The sequence below is a fragment of the Methanospirillum sp. genome, assembly GCF_035560735.1.
Classification (GTDB): Archaea; Halobacteriota; Methanomicrobia; order Methanomicrobiales; family Methanospirillaceae; genus Methanospirillum.
In genome coordinates, this window is record NZ_DATMYY010000358.1 from 1 (window position 1) to 17351 (window position 17351).

Here is a 17351-nt window from a genome sequence, read left to right on the forward strand (position 1 = left end):
ATGTTAGACCTTTGCTATGGTCTCTTCTAACTGACTGATTCAATATCCTACCCTGTCGTTGTGAAATTCTTTACTACCTAGCATTGCAACCATTGGTTGTATCAGATTAATCATATTCTCAATAGGTCGGTAAATTCTGTACTACTGCTGTATCTGCTCCTTAGCATGTGGCAGAACATGGCCTCTGGGAAGTGATTCTGTGATGATAACAAACCTGTCCGGAGAATGAATCTCTGGACGATCATGAAAACCAACATCGGAATGAATGAAATGAAATATACCCGAATTCTGCCTGTTCTCATCATCCTGCTAAGCGTAGGGCTGGTTCAGGCAGCAGTAATCTCCAATACCTCATCTCCAGGCGTGGTGTCTGCCCTTGCCACGACCGATTCAAAACAGGATAATCAAGATACAGGGGCTGATGATTCAGATGAGCCCGACTATGATATGGTATTTCCGAATGACTCTGTCAATCGGATTGATCTGGTCATAAAACCTGATGACTGGCAGAAGATGCTGGACAACATGACCGAAATATACGGTGAATTTGGAAATAGCACTCATATGTCGATACCGAATGGGAATTTCTCTCCTGGTGAAAACTCAGGAGAGATGGGTATGCCTGGTGGGCACGGGATGTCTGATGTGAATCCTGTGTATGTTCCTGCCCAGGTGACGTTGAATGGAAAAACCCTTGATAATGTAGGAATCAGGTTTAAAGGATTCAGTTCTCTCTCAGGATCCTGGGGTGAAGGAACGTACAAGATATCCCTGAAACTTGACTGTGATGAATTCAAGGATGAGTACCCCGAAGTAAAAGGACAGACACTCTATGGATTTGATAAACTCAATCTCCAGAGTGGGTTTGGTGACAATTCTCTGATGAGGGACAAGATCGTCACAGAGGTCTTCCGTGATTCAGGGGTCCCTGCTCCCAGAGCCTCTTTCTATCAGGTATACATCGATAAAGGCAGTGGTCCTGAGTATTTTGGTCTTTATACGATGATAGAGGACGTGGGGGATACCATGATATCATCCCAGTTCAACGATGGTTCTGGTAATTTATACAAGGCCGAAGGTGAACATGATGCAACCTTCCAAAATGGCACATTCAACTCCAGTTTCTTTGATAAGGAGACAAACAAGAAACAGAATGATTATAGTGATCTTGAACAGTTCTACACGGCATTAAACTCTGAAAAGAGAACATCAGACCCTTCTGCATGGAGATCTGATCTTGAATCTATCTTTGATGTAAACGAGTTCATCACCTGGCTAGCAACAAACACGGTCATTCAGAATTGGGATACCTACGGCTCGATGGCTCATAACTTCTATCTGTATACCAATCCCTCAACCGGTCAGATAACCTGGATACCCTGGGATAACAACTTTGCATTGCAGAATGGGTCTGCCGGAATGGGTGGAGATCACCCTGATTTTGGTAACTTCTTTGCCGGAAATAATTCCCCGGTCTCATCTGGTATGGACAATTTTGCCAACCTGGGTACGGGCACCATTGTAAACTCAACACCTGGGATCTTTCCTATGGGAGGTCCCGGAGGTATGGGTGGTGGGATGAACATGACCCATATGGGACCGGGAGGAGGAACGCAGGATATCAGTCTTGTCAATGTAACGAGTGACTGGCCTCTTATCAGGTACCTGATGGATGATCCGGTATATCATGAGAAATATGTGAGTGCAGTTGAAGCGGTCATCACTGATGTATTCAACCCGGATCGGATGAACACCATTTATACCAGAAATCATGAACTCATCAGCCCGTATGTGGTGGGAGAAAATGGAGAGCAGGAAGGATATACACACCTGAAGAGTTCAGAGGATTTCGCTACATCCCTTGACTTACTGATCTCCCACACTGCATCACAGTATGAGGCTGCTCAGAAGTTCCTTCTTGATCAGGAGGTTGCGTGATGGAAAGCGTGCAACAGGTAGCCGAAAAAGACAAATCACCTGATACTGTTCTTGATCGGTTCCAGTCCATTGGACTTGCAGAGATGGAGCATGCCAGTTTGCAGGACCGTAAAGAGTCTAAGTATCTGCTTACTGCAGAGCAGGCAAGGGATCTCATCTCTCACCTCCCTGATACGTATCGCGTCTTTGAAGTGAATGGGCAGCGTGTCCAGACTTACTCAACAACGTATTATGACTCACCTCATTTGAACCTTTACCTGACTCATCATAACGGAAACAAACCACGCTACAAAGTACGGACCAGATCGTATGTTGGGTCTGATCTAAGTTTCCTTGAAGTCAAGGAGAAGAAGAACACTGGAAGGACAATTAAACACAGGTTGCAGACTGACGGGCTCATTACAAGTCTCGGGGCAGATCTTCGTGAGTTTTTCAGTTCATGTCTTCCGTATGACTACTCCCAGTTTATGCCGGTTCTGATCAATGAATACAAACGTATCACGCTTGTGTCAACAACCGGTCCTGAGCGTATCACTCTGGATGTTGATCTCTCGTATCATTGTGCATCAGCAGATCTATCCCTTCCTGAAATTGTGATCGCTGAATTGAAGCGGAGCAGTGAACACTCTGATTCTCCAGCTTTTGACTATCTGACCCGCATGCGGGTAAAACCAAAAGGATTCTCTAAGTACTGTATTGGGATCTCACTCCTGTACGGTAACCTGATCAAACATAATAACTTCAACATGACACTCCGCTTACTCCAGAAGATGATGCATGGGGGGCCTATAAGATGGTAATTTCTGATTCAACTTTATTTGTCGCTGGAATGGCGATAAATCTCATCTTCTCCCTGATTGTTGTCAGAGGAATTTACTACCCTCATCGTCGGGCACAGGACTATGTCTTTACATTCATGGCCTTCTCGGTGGTTGTATACCTGATAATGGGTCTTTTCACATCGGTCGAACTTTCAATAGGGGCCGGGTTTGGATTGTTTGCACTCTTCTCCGTGCTGCGGTACCGCACCGATACGGTCCCGATCAGGGAGATGACCTATCTCTTTGTCATCATCGCTCTCCCTATACTGAACTCGATCCTCTTTGGGAGTGGTCAGTACGTCAACCTGGTCCTTTCAAATCTCATGATCATCCTGGTTCTCTGGATTCTTGAGAAAAAATGGGGATTTCGGTATGAACAGTGTAAACTGGTCAGGTACGAGAGGATCGAACTGGTACGGGCAGATATGCGGGATGAACTGATCGCCGATCTCAGGGATCGAACAGGCCTTCCGGTGACAAAGGTTGAGGTTGTTGAGATTGATTATCTGCGTGACTCAGCTGACCTTATGATCTCATACGATGAAAATGCTCCCCTGGTTCCCAAAGAACCGTCCCTGGTTTCACCACTCCAGAAAAATCCAGATCAACTTCCTTCAATAGGGATCACAGGTCAGTAACCCTTTTTGAGATATAACATGATATTGTCTGATAATTCTCCTAGTGGAACGGCTGACCGGCTTACATATGGCTGTTGGCGACACAGGCCTATGAAACCATCTTCCTTTTACTGTCTCATTTTTTTGGTAATCTCTTCAGGAATGCTTGATACAGCAGATGCGGACAGGCTCCCTTCAACTGTTCCGGAGAACCAGAAGTTTACCATCGATTCCCTGATTGAGGCAACCGGACTCCTTGATGATTCCACAAAGATGGACTGGATTACAGTGAAGAATGGATCAACAACCGATACAACCATTGACAAGGGTGAGATCATCTCGTCTGTTGTGTACCAGGACTCGTTGCTTTCTAATGGGGGGCTCTTCAACGGCGTGAAAAATACCGGATTTGATTCATCTGATCAACGGGATTCGTCCTTTAACCTTGAATCTGAAAAGGTCATGACCTATACAGGAACTGATGGATCACACCTTGTTGGAAATGATTACCTGCTCCTTGATGTGAATGGGAACTATACAAGCAATTCAACTGATTCTGTAATGTGTGTATTTAGTGATGAGGATTATCTGATCCCGAATCCGGCGTTCTCTAATTATGTTGAGGCACAAGGCTCACTGATAAATTTCAATAGTGGGCAGGTGTCAACAAAGAGCCAGATTCGCGCAGTTGGATCGAAAATAAGCACCTCTGCAGGGCTCTCGTACCAAATTGCAGTCAGTACTGATATCACATCAGGAGGTGAATCTGCAGAGGGGGTAGTTAAAACGAGATTTGCCGGCAGTATCAATGAGGCACGTGATAAAAAGACAACCACTTCATCAAAGAGTAAAAGTAAAAACCCCTATGCGAATGACTGGAATAAGACTGCTGCAACCAACACCTGGAAGGATGAGACAGATGTGGCTGGAAATATCACCCTACTGCAGAAATCGTTTGACTATAAGTCTGGGTTGAAACTTTGATTCATCATCCATCAGGCACCTGTATGATTATGAGTCACGTGGGTTGCTTTGAAGACAGGGTATTTCAGGTCTCACTCCCACTGAGTGAAGATACTGAGGGAACGCCATGGATACCAGTATCAAGACAATAAAAGCCCGGGAGATCATTGACTCCCGGGGCAATCCCACGGTTGAGGTTGATGTAACTCTTGCCAGCGGGCTTATGGCCCGTGCAGCATGTCCGTCCGGTGCCTCCACCGGAATCCACGAGGCTGTGGAACGCCGGGATGGGGGAGCAAGGTTCTCAGGAAAGGGTGTTATCGGAGCGGTAACTTCGGTGAACAACGAGATTGCAAAGGCTCTTGCAGGAATGAATGTAGCAGATCAGAAGGCGATCGATGAGAAGATGATCGCTCTTGATGGCACTGAAAACAAGGGAAAGCTTGGAGCTAACGCGATCCTCACCGTTTCGATGGCGGTTGCACGAGCACACGCAGCAGCAGACGGGGTTTTACTCTTCAGATCCCTTGCATCAGGGCCATACTCGCTCCCGGTCCCATGCATGAACATCATGAACGGGGGAGCTCATGCAAACTGGCAGGGCTCAGACTTCCAGGAGTACATGATAGCACCTGTTGGTGCTCCTGACTTCCCTCATGCAATGCAGTGGGGGTGTGAGGTCTATCAGTCACTCAAATCAGTTCTCAAGAAGAAAGGACTATCAACAGGAGTCGGCGACGAGGGTGGGTTTGCACCACAGGTTCCCTCAAACAGCGAACCAGTCTCGCTGATCATTACTGCGATTGAAGAGGCAGGATATGTCCCGGGCAAGGATATCTGTGTTGTGCTTGATCCTGCATCAAGCGAGTTTTTCAAGGATGGGGTCTACACCCTGAAAACTGAGAACCGCTCTCTTTCTTCAGGTGAGATGGCAGATTATTACCGCGATCTGACCACCACGTTCCCTATCATCTCGATAGAGGATGGGCTTGCCGAGGATGACTGGGCTGGATGGACAGAACTGACAAAGGCAATCGGATCAAAAGTTCAGCTCGTTGGCGATGACCTCTTTGTCACAAATACTGTCCGTATCAACAGGGGTATTAAAGAGAAGGCTGCGAACGCAGTTTTGATAAAACTCAACCAGATCGGAACGGTTACTGAAACAATCGATGCAGTCAGGATGGCACAAAAAGAAGGGTGGGGAGCAATGATCTCACACCGGAGTGGTGAGACCTGCGATTCCTTTATTGCCGATCTCTCGGTTGCTCTTGCCACTGGACAGATCAAGACTGGTGCACCCTGCCGTGGTGAGCGTGTCGAGAAGTATAACCAACTCCTCCGGATCGGGGAGGAACTTGGATCCTCTGCATTATATGCGGGGAAATCTGCTTTCAAAACCTCTCAATGAGGTTATTTCATTTTTTATTCCAGATACCCGGTTAGTTTATCTCAATCCGGTCCCCGGTGACCATGTATATACTCATCTCAGCGATATTACACGCCTGATCACCACAACGCTCAAGGTAACGGTCTATGATCACATATCTTGTAAGGACTGGGACATCCTCTTTTTCTTCCTGCATCCTGCTGATAAATCCGGTGAGTACATCACAGTAGAGAGTGTCAACCTCTTCATCCCGATCACGCATTGTGATGATCTTTGTGATGTTGCGTTCTTCATACGCACTTAGTGCATCCTCAATCATTCCGATGACGAGTCTGCCCATGGAGATCAGGGCCTCACAGTCCTTCAGGTTGCAGCATTTTGTCAGGATTGCAGTTGTTTCCGCGATATCATATCCCATTCTGCCGATGCGTTCAAAATTGTAGATTATTCTGATGGAGGCGACGCATTCACGCATATCCTTGGCTACCGGTTGGTAGAGAGCAAGGTACTGAAAGAGTGAGTCCTCCAGCGGAACAAACATGGTTTTCAACTCGTTTTTTAATCGTGATATCTCCATTGCCTGCTCTGTGTTCCCTGACTCAAAAGCATCAATACTCTCTTTCAGCATGCTTAGTGCGAATTTGCCAAATGATACCACCGACTGGTGGAGTTGCTCAAGTTCTGCCTGGCTTTTTTCTGTCATGATCTTCTCACCCGAATCTTCCGGTAATGTAATTTTCAGTCAGTTCTTTCTTTGGATTCTCAAAGATCTGTCTCGTCTCTCCAAACTCTATTAGATCACCAAGGTACATAAATGCAGTAAAATCAGAGACACGTGCAGCCTGTGACATGCTGTGGGTGACGATCACAACACAGTAATCCTTCTTGAGTTCATCAATCAGGTCTTCTATCTTTGCTGTCGCGATTGGATCAAGAGCACTGCATGGTTCGTCCATCAGAATAATCTCGGGGTTGACTGCAAGGGTGCGGGCAATACAGAGGCGTTGCTGCTGACCACCTGACAGACCAAGTGCGGAGTCATGGAGCCTTGTTTTGACCTCTTCCCAGAGGGCCGCTTTTTTCAGACTTGACTCAACGATTCGGTCCAGTTCTGCCCGGTCCCGAATGCCATGAATCCTCGGTCCGTAGGCAATATTTTCATAAATAGTCTTCGGGAAGGGATTCGGTTTTTGAAAGACCATCCCGATCTGCATCCTGATATCCACGGCGTCAGCGCCAGATCCATAGATGTCCCTGTCATGGAATGTAATTGAGCCCTCAATCCGGCAGCCGGAGACGAGGTCGTTCATCCGGTTAAAGCACCTGATCAACGTTGATTTTCCACACCCTGACGGTCCGATGAGAGATGTAACCTTCTGGTGGGCTATGGGCATAGAGATATTTCTCAGAGCCTGGGTTTCTCCGTACCAGAGGTTGAGATTTCTGACATTGATGATTGTATCTTCGTTCATTGTTACCACCTGACTTTCCGGTCAAAATGATTTCTTATCACAATTGCTACTCCGTATATTGCAATTACCAAAACGAGAAGGACCACGGCTGTTGCATACTGGTTATTTCGTGCACCCGGGACCGTGGTAGCCAGGACAAAGAGATGATATGGCAGGGCCATAACAGGGTCAAGGAGGGACTCGGGGAGTCTCTTTTGCATGAAGACGACCGCTGTGAACATGATCGGGGCAGTCTCACCAGCCGCTCTTCCAATCGCAAGGATTGCCCCTGTGATTATTCCCGGCATTGCAGGCGGGAGAACCACTCTGCGGACTGTCTGCCATTTGGTTGCTCCAAGGGCATACGAACCCTCACGGAGGCTGTCAGGCACACTGCGAAGAGATTCTTCTGTTGTCCGAATAACGGTTGGAAGTACCATCAGAGCGAGGGTGATGATACCTGCAATGAGTGAGATTCCGAAACCGAGGAAGATAACAAGGAAGGTAAATCCGAAGAGTCCGAAGACGATAGAAGGTGTTCCATTTAAAAGATCTGTAGCAGTTCTGATGATCCTGGTGAGTGTGTTCTCCTTGGTATACTCGACCAGGTAGATTGCCGCTCCGATACCGAGAGGGAACGCAAGTGCGATTGATCCAAGGATCAGGTAAAAGGTTCCAACGATTGCAGGGAATATTCCTCCTCCACGCCCGAGATTTGAGGGTGGTTGGGTGATAAACTCAAGGCTCACGTATGGAAGCCCGTGCGAGAAGATGTCGTACAGGATGAAGATAAGGATTGCAACGACAAGCACCATCACGAGTGCAATTCCAGAAAACCAGATCTGCTGGATCTGCTGTTTTTTGCAGAACCGACAGACCAGGGCATTGAGGGTTAGTATTATCAGGACTGCAACAGCACCCCCCCAGAGTCCGGCATGAATCAGCAGGAGCAGACATCCAATGATTACAATCCATGAGAGGTACGGGGTAATGAATGAAAGATCTACTGGTATAGATTGAAGCAGGGATTTTTTGCCGCTTTTTCCACCGGTCTGTGTGCGATGGAGCCACTTCATCACCTCAAGTGAAAGGAGGTTAACGATAAGCGATATTGTCAACAGAAGTACTGCAACTCCGAAGAGGGCATGATAGTGAAGGGACCCTACAGCTACCTCTCCCATCTCGATACCCAATGTTCCTGTCAGGGTTCTTACCGGAGAGAAGATATTCCAGATTGGATCTGGGATGATCCCTGCATTTCCGGTAACCATGATCACTGCCATGGTCTCACCAACTGCCCTGCCGATTCCAAGAATGATTGCAGCGGTGATTCCTGGAAGGGCAGCAGGAAGCAAAACTCTTGCTATGGTCTGCCAGTGGGTTGCTCCAAGAGCGAGTGAGCCCTCTTTCAAAAATCTGGGTATCGAACTCAAGGCATCCTCTGATACACTGATGATTGTCGGAAGGGCCATGATGCCAAGGAGGATTGATCCTGCAAGGACTGATTCTCCACTTGATACATGAGCCCAGTCCTGGATCAATCTTACAAGGATTACCAATCCGAAGAAACCATACAACACAGATGGAATTCCTGCAAGGAGTTCAATGGCTGGTTTCAATGTCTGCCTGAGCCTTGGGGAAGCGAGTTCAGAGATAAAAATGGCTGATGCAAGCCCGAGTGGGACAGCAAAGACCATGGCACCGAAAGTGACAAGCAGAGTGCCAACAATAAGAGGTACGGTCCCGAATTTCGGGATGATACTTGTCGGGTCCCACCGGTCTCCGGTAAGAAATGGTATTAAGCCGATCTCCATGAACGCAGGGATTGCGTCATAGAGGAGAAATCCCAGTATACAGAATATCGCTATGATGGATGAGATCGCACACAGAAACCAGAGAACTTTCACACCCTGCTCCATCGGACGATGGGTGAGCCGTTCCTTGAATGTTCGTTCAGAGCCCGTTATGGTCATGATAATCGTTTCGTGCCGAGTGTTCAGAGCCCGGATTATACCAATCAGGCATATCAGTCTCTGGATACTATCTGGTCCTAGTATCTCCCCGGTTGTGTTATCATGATTCTTCCCGGAGATTCTTGTGTGGTATGGTAACTATAGAGGTCTCTGTAGTTACCGGGGAAAGTTACTATATTGTGGGGAGTAGCACTGACCCGAGCAGAGATGGATATCAGAAGGGTTCAGATGACCGGAGGTTCATCATATGTGCTCACGCTGCCAAAAGAGTGGGTCACCTCCCTCAATATCAGAAAGAACGATCCGGTCGGTGTGATGATCCAGGCTGATGGTGATCTGATGATCACCGGAAATCTTACCGGCGATCTTCCTCCCCGTTCACGTGTTGTCACCATTGATCAGGGAATGGACTCGCAGTTGCTTTTCAGGATTCTCGTGGGAATCTATATTGCAGGGTACAATATCATCGAGATCAGATCAAAAGACCGGATTCAGGGGACTCTCCGGAGAACTATCAGAGCTTTTTCAGATCAGGTCATCGGCCTTGAACCGGTTGAAGAAGAGGAGACAATAATAATACTCAGAGATCTCTTCAACCCCCTTGATATGCCCCTTGACACCTCATTCAGAAGAATGTATGCAGTCACACACGGTATGCTCACTGATTCAGCAGAGGGGTTGAAATCATGTGATCAGGGAAGGGTACAGGATGTTGAGTTCAGGGATCGAGATGTTGACCGGCTGTTCTGGCTGATTTCACGACAGACAAACATGATTCTACAAAGCCCTCGCAATGCTGAGCGGATGAAGACAAACATATCTGAAGTTCTTCATTACCTGCAGACTGGGAGAATTGTGGAGCGGGTTGCCGATCACTGTGTTCTCATATCGAGGAGTATTAGTATGATAGAGAAGGAGATCCTGACAGAAGAAGTTCGGGTGGTGATTGGCAAGGCGATGGCAGAGGCTGATAAATTGTTTGAAATGAGTATCTCTGCGTTCTTTTCCCGTGATATGAAGAAGGCTAACCGTGTTTTAGGAACTACTTCACCTCTTGAACAGTCTCTTCATCAGATAAATCAGGATATTCTGGCTCTTCCTACAGATTCAGTGATGGTTGCAAGGAAGATTACAGACAGCATCCGCAGGATTGGTGAATACTCCGGTGATATTGCAGAACGGGTGATTGACTTCGGAGTAATTCCTGATACCCGATCTGACTCTTCTGCTTCATAATATGAAAATCCTGTATTATCTGGATCAAATATTAATCGGTGAAATGTACATTGTTCTCTTATGATTGAGCTCACCCCAATCGGTGTCATCAGTTCACCATTCAAAGACAGTCAGCAGGCACCTAGGCAGGGACGTGAATGTGAGGGGTGCTCCACGATCACCATTTTTCCAGAATTCAGGGATGGTCTTGGAGAGATGATCGGGATATCCCATATCTGGGTGCTATACTGGATGGACCGTGCGGATCGAAGCAAGTTATTCTCCCGAAGACCTGAATGGATCGAGGATCGGCCGGTTTTTACTATTCGGTCCCCTGCACGTCCAAATCCCATTGCCCTCTCAATTGGCAGGATTGTAGCGTTTGAGAACGGGATTATCACTGTCTCCGGTATCGAGGCGCTGGATGGATCTCCGATAATTGACATCAAGCCCTATATTCCCGGGATTGACTGCATTCCGGGAGCTGAGTATTCTGCACTGACCCATCATGAGGAGACCAGCACGAGAAATGGGGATGAACAATCCCCATAATGAAGGAAAAAACACTGTTCCCCGCATCAGGTTCTGATATTCTTCAGGCTGTGTGTTTCAGGTAACAGGGGATGCAGATCCTCTTTCCATTGTATTCTTTTGTTTTGCCATCTGCTACTATTTCGCCGCAGCATCCACATGGAATTGAGGAGAATATCTTTGCTGTGGCAGGAAGATCTACCGTAACTTTCTCTACAGTTGTGACCTCTTCGGGGTTTAGGGCTAGGATTTTCTTCACAACTGTGTGTGTTAGGATATGGTAGGCTCCATGTTCTTCTTCGCTGGCACTGCCGCCAAATATCTTCGGTCTCATACTACCGAGTTCTGCCTGCTCCGGGATGTTTGGCTGTTTTCCAATTACCCGAACCGCTTCTCCATTTGCCCGGTTTATAAAGGTAAAGACATGCTTTCCATAGTCTTTTATGATAAGGTTTCCTTTGCCTGCAGTGCACCCGGTTACCATCTGGATTGCATCAATACCACAGGCATCAGTCTCTGCGATTGCAACCAGTTCTTCGTCATCCGGCCGCGTGACTCCAAGTGCATTCATCGCCGCCAGTGAAATCTGGTATCCGATTGCCAGCCCTGGACAAATATGACCGTGAAATCTGACGACCTCCTCGAAAGAGGCGATCGGTGATGAAGGCATACACATGCCTTCTCATCGGTTTCACTACATGATCTCTCTTTCGGAGTTCTACACAGTAATCCGTCTGAACAGTACCACAGCGATTGCAAGGACAAGGCAGAGTGCAGCAGAAAGACCACATATCTGTACCAATGGAAAGATTCCTGCCGCTGCTTCTCTGATCCCATCGATTGCAAAACTTAATGGATTGAGATGAGCTGGAATGCTGAGCCAGGCAGGCATCTTGTCATATGGCATAAGGGCACTTGAGGTGAAGAAGAGGGGCATACTGATCATCGAGTTGACGGCTGCATAACTGTCATGATCTCCAAGGTAGAGGGCAATAGTGCTGGCAAGACATGAAAAGAGCATCCCAAGGAGGAATAGCAGAAGATATGTCTGAAGAAGTCCGGCAGGAGAGAATGGTTTTGCCCCAAGGATGATTGCAAGTATGAGGATGATCGTAGCCTGCACGAGCCCTCTGAAGGTGACAAAGAAGATCTTACCAAGGAGAAGTGTCTCCCTTGGGGCTGGAAGAGCAAGAAACTTGTTGAAGTACCCAAGAATCTTGTCAAAAAGGATGAGTGCTCCCCCTTGCAGTGAGGTCATGTACACAGTCATGACGAGTATTCCCGGAGTGATGAACTCGAGGTAGTTGTCAGTAAACCTTATTGGAAGGGCAAGTCCGACAAAGATGAGCCAGGCGGCAGGCATCACCAGGGATGAGATCACCGATGCTCTGCTCCGGCTCCAGCGTATCAGGTCACGCCAGAAGTAATATGCAATCTGCTTCATCGGCGTCTCCTGAGCATGGTCCTGAACTTACGCTCATCAAACCCTTCTGGCTCTTTTTGTGTTGTGATCCGCTGGAGAAATACGTCATCGAGTGTTGCTGATCGGAGTGAAATGCCTCTGATGGTGTTTCCTGCCTTTTCAAGCAGTTCCCTGATTTGGGGGAGAGCTGCTACGCCATCTGTTGTAGCAAAGCTCCATACCTCCCCGTCCCTTCCAAGGGGAGTAAAATAATCACCGGTTATCGGGTGATATGCTCCCGAAATTCTGACCGAGACAACGTCAGGAGCTGATTGGTGTTTGAGCGCTACAGGTGTGTCTACCGCAACAAGTCTGCCATGATCGATGATCCCGACTCTGTCGCAGGCGTGATCAGCCTCATCCATGTAATGGGTGGTTACAAAGACCGTCATTCCATCCCTACGGAGCCGGGTGATATGCTCCCAGATGTTCCGACGTGCAGAGACATCGAGTCCGATGGTTGGCTCGTCCAGGAAAAGGACATCAGGTTCATGTACAAGAGCCTGGGCGAGTTCCAGCCTTCGTCTCATTCCTCCAGAGTAAGTTTTGACCAGATCATCAGCCCGGTCAGTCAGATTCAGGATCCCCAGCACTTCATCAACCCGGTCATGAGGTCGTGGGACTCCATACATCTTAGCAAAAAACCAGACATTCTCTCTACCGGTGAGTTTGATATCAACTGCCATCTCCTGGGGAACATATGAGATATGCTCCCTGACTTTCATTGGCTCTGATATGCAGGAGTGATCATGAATAAATGCGGCTCCTGCTGTTGGTTTCAGGAGGGTTGTCAGCATCAGAACCGTTGTTGTCTTTCCTGATCCATTCGGCCCGAGAAGACCAAATATCTCAGTTCCAATAGAGAGGTTCAGATCATCGACAGCACAGAGATCACCAAAGTTCCTTGATAGTCCTTCGATCTCTATTACCGGCCTCATGCGCATATATATGAGGTCTCCGCTTATCTGATGCGATGATCAGTCCCGTTTCTCTTTATATTTGTTCAATGCCGCGATGAATCCTTCTGAACAGATGTTGAATATGAGGACTTGAGTTTAAGCACTCCATCAATGGTGGCCAGAATCTCACCATAATTCGTGGAAAAATGGAGGGTCCGAACAAGGTGAGGAGGGTGAATTTTTATCAGACTTTTCCCTCCCAGTTCTTGAGGTATATTCTCCCTCGGGGGGAGATTTGGTAGATCCTTCTGTCAAGGGAACTGGTATTTTCATGATCACGGGTGCAACAGGCACAGGCACATCGTGAGGGCTGCTGCCTCCCTCCATCAGGCAAAACTTCACCAATATACCCCTGGTTTATCATTCCCATCATGACTCCTATGAGAGTTGAGGGAGCAAGCCCGGTCCTCTGTGATATATGCCTTGCCGTGACCGCGTTATCTGTTTCAGCCATCGTCTCAAGGATCTGCCTGACCATATCCATGTACTCTGGTTGGCTTGATGGATGATGAGTTTCACCTTTCATCTGTCCAGATAGGTTGGCCCTAAAAAAAATTGAACCAATTTAGATCTTCGAGGTTGTTCCTGAACCGGAAAGGAGATATTTCTACCTTCCAGTACATGTATGAATAGCTTATGAAGCAGGAACGAATCTTCGGAATACTTCTCATTCTCCTGGCTTTTGGAGTTATCCTTGCCGGATGTACATCCCACAGCCAGGAGAAGCAAGCGTCTGCTCATGCGGCAATACAAACAGGGCAGACAGCCGTTCCTGAAGTCACCATATCTCATCCTTCTGAAAATACTACCAATAATGGTTCGATTCTCCCGCTGCAATCAGGATTGGCGGGTGATCTGACTCATGTGGCTGGAAATATTACCTATAATGAAGGTGGGGTTATATTCTCCTACCCTGATCGATTCAAACAGATCAGCAACTCATCTCTTGAAAAGATGCGAACTGTTGCCGGACAGGGAGGAATCAATATCCTGACCATTTTGACAGCAACAGACAGTAAAGATTCAATCCAGGTAACCTGGCAGAACACGGATGCCACCCTCGATGGATTATACAATGAGAAGATGACCCTCTCGCATGAGGTTGCTATTAATGGCTCGGTAAATGTCTCGGCCATGACCTTTGTCCGGTTTGATGTTGAGGGGGCAAAATTTGCTGATGGAACTGGTGTGATCAAGGTCACAGCCGTGAATTCGGAGAATGGAGCCGCGGTTACGTACCTGTTCTGCAGACCCGGTTTAGTCTATAACATCAACTTTGTTTATGCCAATTATGAACGGGCAGAGAATGAGGCGCTTGTCAGGGATGGAATACTCTCCACGCTCAGTCTGAAGTAAGGTTCAGGAAAGCCGAAAAAAGATAATTCTTTTATTTTCTGCACCTCATGTCTGGTCCGTTAGGGTACTGCCATAATTCAGGCTTTTATCCAGATCTATCCTATTATACTACATGAGAGTTGAGCGGATTGCAGACAGAGGGCATCTTCTGACTTTTGATGATGAAATCTCCCTGTATCTGATTTCAGGTGCAAGTCTGGATCTGCTCTGTGATACTCACCTTGGGCCGGTTTCCATGGAGGAGATCTTTGAAACCCTAAAATACAAACCGGAAAACCACCGGTTGCTGATCTTTAACTCACACTCAGACTGGGATCACATCTGGGGAAATTGTGTATTTAGTGAAAATATCATAATTGGGCACGAGTTGTGTCGCCAGCGGTTGAAGGAGAGGGGTGCTTTTGATCTTATGCAGAATGTAGCACAAAAAAGGGGAGATGTTCAACTCATCCCTCCGAACCTGACGTTTACTGACCAGCTCACACTTGAAGATGAGGGGATAAGGTTCGATTATGCCCCCGGCCATACAGTGGACTCATCGGTCTGTTATGATATGGCAGACGAAGTTCTCTATCTTGGAGACCTCGTGGAAGATCCTATCCCCTATCTGGATGCATATGATCTGGATCAATATATCACCACACTCACATCCCTTCTTGACCATCCGGCAAGGATTCTCATTTCTGCCCATTCAGGTCTTGTTACTCGGGATCTGATAAAAGCAAACATAGCGTACATACAGGCAATTAGGGATGAAGTTTTCATAGATCCTGCTCATCTTGGATCATATGGTCAGGTACACCGGTGGAACCTGAACATGCGTTTTGTGCATCAGGTTGCGAGGCAAGAGAAATCAGGGGGAAATACAGAACTTGTGAAGATCCTGATCCATGCCGGGGATCTTCACTACCAGGATCCGGTGGATCTCAAATCCCGGCTCATGGGATTTGCAAGTATATTGCCGTGATTTCTGGTATCAGGAGTCAGAAGATTAGTAATCAGTCTCTACCAGGTATCTTCAGTAAACCCCTGCTACTCTATCCTGATCGGATCACGGATGTGAGGGCCTTGGAACTGCAGACCAGGAGACAGAGACCACATCCGTCACATCGTGCTCTCTCAACAACGAGCCCTTTTGGTGTCATAATGAGTGCATCATATCCACCATCCCTGCAGGCTGTGACACACCTTCCGCATTGTAAACACACTTCGCTCTTTGATACAACAGGTTCAACCCTGATTGTTCTGCTAATTACATGATGAGGTTGCATTCTTCCAAGAACTGCCCCTCTGATTTCATCGGGAGAATCAAACCCATTCTGAACCAGATAATTTTCCATTCCTTTGTTCATTGTCCTTATTATCCCATACCCATTCCACATCACTGCAGTGCAGATCTGCACAGCTGAGGCACCGAGGAGGATATACTGGGCAGCATCCTGCCATCTGCTAATTCCCCCTATTCCCATGATTGGAAGTGAAACCGTGCGCGAGATGTCTGCTACCATCTTCAGTCCAATTGGCTTTATCGCAGGGCCGGAGTACCCTCCTGCAGTTCCGTTTCCTCCTGTTGAGGGCAGCGGTGCAAAGGTCTGGATGTCTACCCCCAGAATACATTGAACTGTGTTAATTGCAGAAATACCGTCTGCTCCCCCTTCTTCTGCAGCCAAGGCTGCTTTACTGATATCTGTGATGTTTGGGGTAAGTTTGACAAACACCGGTACCCCAGTAACTGCTGAAACCATCTTTGTCAGGTCCCTGACCATATCCGGGTTCTGTCCTATTGCCGCCCCCACTCCTGCCTCCGGCATTCCATGCGGACAGGAGACGTTCAGTTCAATCGCATCACATCCTGCATCTCCTGCCCGTACTGCAAGATCCTGCCACGTAGTAAAATCAGTATCTCCCATGATACTTGCTATGAGGAGATTATCAGGAAAATCCTGTTTGAGACTTCTGATCTCCTTCTCCCAGTATGAGACCGTCTTCTTACTGAGCAGTTCAACATTCTCAAACCCGAGAAGTTCCCCTTTTGTTCCTGTCCATGCTGCGAACCGGGGGGAAAGATCCTGAATCTCCATCCCGTCAGGATGGATGGTTTTGATGACTGCCCCTCCCCATCCTGCCTGAAATGCCCGTCTGATCATCTCTCCTGATGCAGTAGGGGGTCCGGATGCTAGAATAAACGGATTTGGGAGTGTGAGCGATCCGAGAGTTGTCTTAAGAATGCTGGTCATAATTTGATCTCATCCTCATCCTTGCTTATCATTTGCGTTTTGTATCAGGAAGTGCAATTGTGCTTTATATTCAGTCCTGAATGCTCATCATCCACTATATCTCTTTCGTGGAACTATAAATGAGAATTTTGGGGCTGTAAGGATGTATTAAATGGAATGTCATTCTCTTCCAGGGATCTATATACTCGGCGTCACCACTTTTGAATTGGAATAAAATTTTAGGGCAATCTATCCGGCATGTGAAAGCCGGAGAAATGCCCCCTTTCTTAGAGAAACTCTGGTAAAAATCAGAAAGGAAGAATATTATCCTGACCGGATCAAGAATTAACCACTGTTCTTATCGATGGAGGTTAAGTGGATATCATTCCGGTCTTATCTGACACCACACGTCACTGGTTTGAAAATATCAGTATCCTCATAATGCTTATCCTCTTATAC

At 47.2% G+C, this 17351-nt stretch carries 17 protein-coding genes; 9 read left to right on the forward strand and 8 right to left on the reverse strand.

What is annotated here, in order from left to right; translation table 11 throughout:
- The first annotated feature begins 243 nt into the window (after window positions 1–243).
- From VN429_RS10635 to eno, 5 genes are all read left to right on the forward strand, one after another.
- Window positions 244–1938, forward strand: a complete 1695-nt coding sequence (locus VN429_RS10635) for a CotH kinase family protein (protein WP_325633104.1) — start codon at window positions 244–246, stop codon at window positions 1936–1938.
- On the forward strand, window positions 1938–2738 hold the full coding sequence (locus tag VN429_RS10640; RefSeq protein WP_325633106.1) for a polyphosphate polymerase domain-containing protein: 801 nt from the start codon (window positions 1938–1940) through the stop codon (window positions 2736–2738). Before VN429_RS10635 ends, VN429_RS10640 begins: the two co-directional genes overlap by 1 nt.
- Window positions 2732–3397, forward strand: coding sequence for a DUF4956 domain-containing protein (locus VN429_RS10645; RefSeq protein WP_325633108.1), 666 nt, complete (start codon window positions 2732–2734; stop codon window positions 3395–3397). Before VN429_RS10640 ends, VN429_RS10645 begins: the two co-directional genes overlap by 7 nt.
- A 141-nt stretch (window positions 3398–3538) precedes the next feature.
- A complete protein-coding gene (locus VN429_RS10650) occupies window positions 3539–4360 on the forward strand; it encodes a hypothetical protein (RefSeq protein WP_325633109.1) in 822 nt (273 codons plus the stop codon).
- 106 nt (window positions 4361–4466) lie between these two features.
- Complete coding sequence (eno, locus tag VN429_RS10655) at window positions 4467–5750, forward strand: phosphopyruvate hydratase (protein WP_325633111.1); 1284 nt, start codon at window positions 4467–4469, stop codon at window positions 5748–5750.
- 31 nt (window positions 5751–5781) lie between these two features.
- Here eno and phoU read toward each other — a convergent pair whose 3' ends face one another.
- Genes phoU through pstA form a run of 3 tightly spaced genes read right to left on the reverse strand, consistent with a single transcriptional unit; the run spans window position 5782 to window position 9153 of the window.
- On the reverse strand, window positions 5782–6432 hold the full coding sequence (phoU, locus tag VN429_RS10660) for a phosphate signaling complex protein PhoU (RefSeq protein WP_325633113.1): 651 nt from the start codon (window positions 6430–6432) through the stop codon (window positions 5782–5784).
- Between the two features lie 7 nt (window positions 6433–6439).
- A complete protein-coding gene (gene pstB / locus VN429_RS10665) occupies window positions 6440–7201 on the reverse strand; it encodes a phosphate ABC transporter ATP-binding protein PstB (protein ID WP_325633115.1) in 762 nt (253 codons plus the stop codon).
- 2 nt (window positions 7202–7203) lie between these two features.
- A complete protein-coding gene (pstA, locus tag VN429_RS10670; RefSeq protein WP_325633117.1) occupies window positions 7204–9153 on the reverse strand; it encodes a phosphate ABC transporter permease PstA in 1950 nt (649 codons plus the stop codon).
- Between the two features lie 207 nt (window positions 9154–9360).
- Between pstA and VN429_RS10675 the strand changes: the two genes are divergently transcribed.
- A complete protein-coding gene (locus VN429_RS10675; protein WP_325633120.1) occupies window positions 9361–10389 on the forward strand; it encodes a phosphate uptake regulator PhoU in 1029 nt (342 codons plus the stop codon).
- A 60-nt stretch (window positions 10390–10449) separates the two neighbouring features.
- Window positions 10450–10920 carry a tRNA (N6-threonylcarbamoyladenosine(37)-N6)-methyltransferase TrmO gene (gene tsaA, locus VN429_RS10680; RefSeq protein WP_325633122.1) on the forward strand — a complete coding sequence of 157 codons (471 nt, stop codon included), beginning with the start codon at window positions 10450–10452 and terminating at the stop codon, window positions 10918–10920.
- Window positions 10921–10963: 43 nt separating this feature from the next.
- On the opposite strand, the gene VN429_RS10685 is transcribed toward tsaA, so the two are convergent.
- The 4 genes from VN429_RS10685 to VN429_RS10700 all read right to left on the reverse strand — a co-directional run bounded on the left by VN429_RS10685 (window position 10964) and on the right by VN429_RS10700 (window position 13846).
- Window positions 10964–11569, reverse strand: coding sequence for an FmdE family protein (locus VN429_RS10685; RefSeq protein WP_325633124.1), 606 nt, complete (start codon window positions 11567–11569; stop codon window positions 10964–10966).
- A gap of 48 nt (window positions 11570–11617) precedes the next feature.
- On the reverse strand, window positions 11618–12343 hold the full coding sequence (locus tag VN429_RS10690) for an ABC transporter permease (protein WP_325633127.1): 726 nt from the start codon (window positions 12341–12343) through the stop codon (window positions 11618–11620).
- A complete protein-coding gene (locus tag VN429_RS10695; RefSeq protein WP_325633129.1) occupies window positions 12340–13299 on the reverse strand; it encodes an ABC transporter ATP-binding protein in 960 nt (319 codons plus the stop codon). The genes VN429_RS10690 and VN429_RS10695 overlap by 4 nt, the downstream gene beginning before the upstream one ends.
- A 205-nt stretch (window positions 13300–13504) precedes the next feature.
- Window positions 13505–13846: a helix-turn-helix domain-containing protein gene (locus VN429_RS10700; protein WP_325633131.1), complete on the reverse strand. Its 342-nt coding sequence runs from the start codon at window positions 13844–13846 to the stop codon at window positions 13505–13507.
- A gap of 110 nt (window positions 13847–13956) precedes the next feature.
- Here VN429_RS10700 and VN429_RS10705 point away from each other — a divergent pair, with 110 nt between their 5' ends.
- The gene (locus VN429_RS10705) at window positions 13957–14676 is read left to right on the forward strand and encodes a hypothetical protein (RefSeq protein ID WP_325633133.1); all 720 of its coding nucleotides are present in this window, start codon (window positions 13957–13959) and stop codon (window positions 14674–14676) included.
- Window positions 14677–14788: 112 nt separating this feature from the next.
- The gene (locus VN429_RS10710) at window positions 14789–15643 is read left to right on the forward strand and encodes an MBL fold metallo-hydrolase (RefSeq protein ID WP_325633135.1); all 855 of its coding nucleotides are present in this window, start codon (window positions 14789–14791) and stop codon (window positions 15641–15643) included.
- A gap of 70 nt (window positions 15644–15713) precedes the next feature.
- Here the strand turns inward: VN429_RS10710 and preA are convergent, their stop codons facing one another.
- On the reverse strand, window positions 15714–16913 hold the full coding sequence (preA, locus tag VN429_RS10715) for an NAD-dependent dihydropyrimidine dehydrogenase subunit PreA (RefSeq protein ID WP_325633137.1): 1200 nt from the start codon (window positions 16911–16913) through the stop codon (window positions 15714–15716).
- Window positions 16914–17351: the final 438 nt, after the last annotated feature.